The 4,134-nt window shown below is 70.2% G+C and carries 3 protein-coding genes; all 3 read left to right on the top strand.

Going from position 1 to position 4,134, the window contains the following annotated elements; translation table 11 throughout:
• Positions 1–88 precede the first annotated feature (88 nt).
• The 3 genes from fdhF (at position 89) to HY703_11770 (ending at position 3,774) form a co-directional block, all read left to right on the top strand.
• Entirely contained in the window at positions 89–2,905 is a 2,817-nt protein-coding gene (fdhF, locus tag HY703_11780) for a formate dehydrogenase subunit alpha (protein MBI4545868.1), read from the top strand.
• Positions 2,906–3,004: 99 nt separating this feature from the next.
• A complete protein-coding gene (locus tag HY703_11775; GenBank protein MBI4545867.1) occupies positions 3,005–3,196 on the top strand; it encodes a hypothetical protein in 192 nt (63 codons plus the stop codon).
• Positions 3,193–3,774 (top strand): DUF1287 domain-containing protein, encoded by a 582-nt coding sequence (locus HY703_11770; GenBank protein MBI4545866.1) that lies wholly within the window; start codon positions 3,193–3,195, stop codon positions 3,772–3,774. The genes HY703_11775 and HY703_11770 overlap by 4 nt, the downstream gene beginning before the upstream one ends.
• Positions 3,775–4,134 lie beyond the last annotated feature (360 nt).

Genomic DNA, 4,134 nt, shown 5'->3' with positions numbered 1-4,134 from the left:
GCCGAACCCCTGCCCGGCCTCTGTTGCGGTACGGGATCGGGTACGGATACGGGTACGGGTACGGGCACGGGAATCCAAGGGCCAGGCCATGAGCACGAACGGCCAGATCCCCTTCGTTCTCGACGGCCGGGAGGTCCTGGCCCGGCCGGGCGAGACGATCCTGCAGTCGGCCCGCCGCCACGGCGTCGCCATCCCCTATCTCTGCTATCAGGACGGGATGCGCGCGGACGGCAACTGCCGCGCGTGCGTGGTCGAGATTCAGGGCGAGCGCGTACTGGCGCCCTCCTGCTGCCGCCAGCCGGCGGCGGGCATGGTGGTCTGCGCGGCCAACGGCCGGGCGCGCAAGGCGCAGCGCATGGTGCTCGAGCTGCTGCTCGCGGACATGCCGCCGCAGCCGTACCGCGAAGACTCCGAACTGCACTACTGGGTGCGCACTCTCGAGATGGGAACACCGCGCTTCGCGCCCGCGCGGACGGAGATCGGGCCCAATGCCGCACCCGACCTGTCGCACCCGGCCATGGCGGTTCGGCTGGACGCCTGCATCCAGTGCACGCGCTGCGTGCGCGCCTGCCGCGAGGTGCAGGTCAACGACGTCATCGGCTTTGCCGGCCGCGGCGCCCACTCCCGCGTCGTCTTCGACCTGGAAGATCCGATGGGCGAGAGTAGCTGCGTGGGCTGCGGCGAGTGCGTGCAGTCCTGCCCCACGGGGGCGTTGCTCGCCGCCTCGCCGGGTCGCCGCCTGGCCGTGTCGGGCGCGGAGGCCGGGGCGAGGGTGGTGCCCACGCTCTGCCCCTACTGCGGGGTGGGCTGCCAGCTCAGCTACCACGTCCGGGACAACCGGATCATCGAGGCCACGGGCCGGTGGGGCCCGTCCAACCACGGGCGGCTGTGCGTCAAGGGGCGCTATGGCTCCGATTACGTGCACCACCCACACCGGCTGCTCACGCCCCTGGTGCGACACGAGGGTGCGGCCAAGGACGCGCGCGCGCTGGTAGACCCGGCGCACCCGGAGCAGGCGTTCCGCGAGGCCACCTGGGAGGAGGCGCTGGAGCTGGCTGCGGCCGGCCTGCGCCGCATCCTGGAGCGGGATGGCGGCCAGGCACTGGCCGGCTTCGGCTCGGCCAAGGGGAGCAACGAGGAGGCGTATCTGTTCCAGAAGCTGGTGCGCGCCGGGTTCGGCAGCAACAACGTCGACCACTGCACTCGCCTCTGCCACGCCTCGTCGGTCGCGGCGCTGCTGGAGGGGATCGGCTCGGGCGCCGTGTCCAACCCGGTGGCGGACGTGGCCTATGCCGATGTCATGATGGTGGTGGGCTCGAATACCACGGAGAACCACCCGGTGGCGGCGACCTTCATGAAGAACGCGGTCGAGCGCGGTGCCAGGCTGATCCTGCTCGATCCGCGCCGGCACGAGATGGCACGCTTCGCCACCCACTTCCTGCAGTTCCGGCCGGCGACCGATGTGGCCGTGCTGAACGCCATGCTGCACACGATCATCGCGGAGGGTCTGGTCAACGAGCGCTTTGTCGCGGAGCGGACGGAGGGCTTCGAGGAACTGCGGCGCCGCGTCGTCGCCTACAGCCCGGAGGCCATGGAGCCGGTTTGCGGGATCCCGGCGGCCACGCTGCGCGAGGTGGCGCGGCTGTATGCCACTTCGCCCGCGTCCATGATCTTCTGGGGCATGGGCATTTCGCAGCACGTGCACGGCACGGACAACGCCCGCTGCCTGATCGCGCTGGCGCTGGTCACGGGGCAGATCGGGCGGCGCGGCACGGGGCTGCATCCGCTGCGCGGGCAGAACAACGTGCAGGGTGCGTCGGACGTGGGGCTGATCCCCATGGTCTACCCGGACTACCAGCCGGTCTCCAGGCCGGAGGTGCGCGAGTTCTTCGAAACGCTCTGGGGCCGGCCGCTGGATCCCAATCCCGGGCTCACGGTGGTCGAGATCATGAACGCGGCGCGCGCCGGCCGGATCCGCGGCATGTACATCATGGGCGAGAACCCGGCCATGTCCGACCCGGACGTCGATCACGCGCGCGAAGCGCTGGCCGCCCTCGAGTGGCTGGTGGTGCAGGACATCTTCCTGACCGAGACCGCTTCCTTTGCCGATGTGGTGCTGCCTGCCTCCGCCTTTCCGGAGAAGACGGGCACGTTCACTAACACCGACCGGCGGGTGCAGCTCGGGCGGCAGGCGCTGGAGCCGCCGGGGCAGGCGCGGCATGACCTCTGGATCATCCAGGAGATGGCGCGTTGCCTGGGCCTGGACTGGCGTTACGACGGCCCGGCGGACGTGTGGAACGAGATCCGGCGGGCCGCGCCCAGCCTGGCGGGCATCACCTGGCAGCGGCTGGAGCGCGAGCACGGCGTGACCTACCCCTGTCGCGCGGAGGGCGATCCGGGCGACGAGGTCATTTTCACGGAGCGCTTCCCCACGCCCAGCGGCCGGGGCAAGCTGGTGCCCGTGGACCTCACGCCGGGCGCGGAGCCGCCTGACGAGGAGTACCCCTACGTGCTGATCACCGGGAGACTGCTCGAGCACTGGCACACGGGCGCCATCACCCGGCGTGCTGCGGTGCTGGACGCGATCGAGCCGGCTGCCATGGCCAGCCTGCACGGCCAGGAGCTGGCCAGGCTGGGGGTAGAGGCGGGCGGCGCGCTGCGACTGGAGACGCGACGGGGGCGGATCACGGCCATTGCCCGCCGCGACGACGGCATCCCCCGGGGCGCCGTGTTCATCCCCTTCTGCTACGTCGAGGCGGCCGCCAACCTGCTGACCAACCCGGCGCTCGACCCAATGGGCAAGATCCCGGAATTCAAGTACTGCGGGGTGCGGATCGACGCCGTACGCCGCGCGCGCCACTCACTGGCGCGGCGCCAGATAGGGAGTCGGGGCGCTGCGCCCTGAGTGGTCGAATTCGCAAGTACGGTCGCATTCGGCCGAGCGGCCCGGAGCAAGCTCCGCCGCTGCGCTCCCCTGTAATTTGCAGAAGCAAAGGAGGAGAACGTGTCCGTCTATTACCGTTGCAAGTTTTGCGGGAAGGAGCACCCGGCACCGGCGTTTGCCGAGAAGATGCTGTTCGACATGGGTGCCACTCTGGAAGTCGGGCTCGAGTGCCCGGAAACCGGGAAGCAGCGGGCGTATAACCGTACCGACCTGGTCTGGCGCGAGGGCGAGGAGCCGGAGGATACGCGCTGAGACCGGCCTCGTGGCAGCTCCTGTTGTCGCTGGCCGTCCTGTCCGCTCCGCTGCGGGCACAGACGGCATCCCCGCCGCTGGCGGCGGCGCTGGCCAGGGCCGCCGAGCAGCAGGTGGGCGTGACCACGTACTACGACCCCTCTTACGTCCGACTGAGCTATCCGAACGGGGATGTGCCGCTCGAGCGGGGCGTGTGCACCGACGTGATCATTCGCGCGTTCCGCGGCATCGGCGTCGACCTGCAGGTGGAGGTGCACCGGGACATGCGCGGGCATTTTGCCGCGTATCCCCAGCGCTGGCGGGTTCGCGGGCCGGACGCCAGCATCGACCACCGCCGCGTGCCCAACCTGATGACCTACTTCCGGCGGAAGGGCAGGGCCATTGCCCTGGACGGCGCCTACGAGCCCGGCGATGTCGTCGCCTGGCTGCTGCCCAGCGGCTACCATCACATAGGGATGGTGGCGGCGGAGCATGTACCGGACACAGACCGCCGCTACATCATCCACAACATCGGCTGGGGTACGCAGAAGGAGGACGTGCTTTATGCCTACCGCATCATCGGGCATTACCGGTGGTGACGGCGGACCGCGAGCAAGCGCGATCCCGGGCAGCGCCGGTGCGCCGGCGGGTGCGGCGAGCCAGGAGTCGGACCGCGGCCGCGCGCGCGGGCTCAAGGTTGATGCGGGAAAAGGCGTGGGGGCTGCCTTGACCGGAGGTGGGCCATGCGAGACGGCTTGAAGCGGCGCTCCACGCGGTCCAGATGGCCACGCCCGTACTCCGGGTCCGCGTCTGTCCTGGCGTTCCTGCTGCTCCTCGGGAGCAGCGCCCGCGGCCTCGCCCAATTCCAAGTTACCATCACGGAGATCAACCCGAAGCAGTCCACGCTGGACCAGGCGGATCCGAACGCCGCATCGGCTGGGCGCGTGAACGGCTTGGGG

The sequence above is a fragment of the Gemmatimonadota bacterium genome (genome assembly GCA_016209965.1).
Lineage (GTDB): Bacteria > Gemmatimonadota > Gemmatimonadetes > Longimicrobiales > RSA9 > JACQVE01.
The sequence above is the reverse complement of the archived record's forward strand: the minus strand, read 5'-3'. Positions and strand labels throughout refer to the sequence as shown.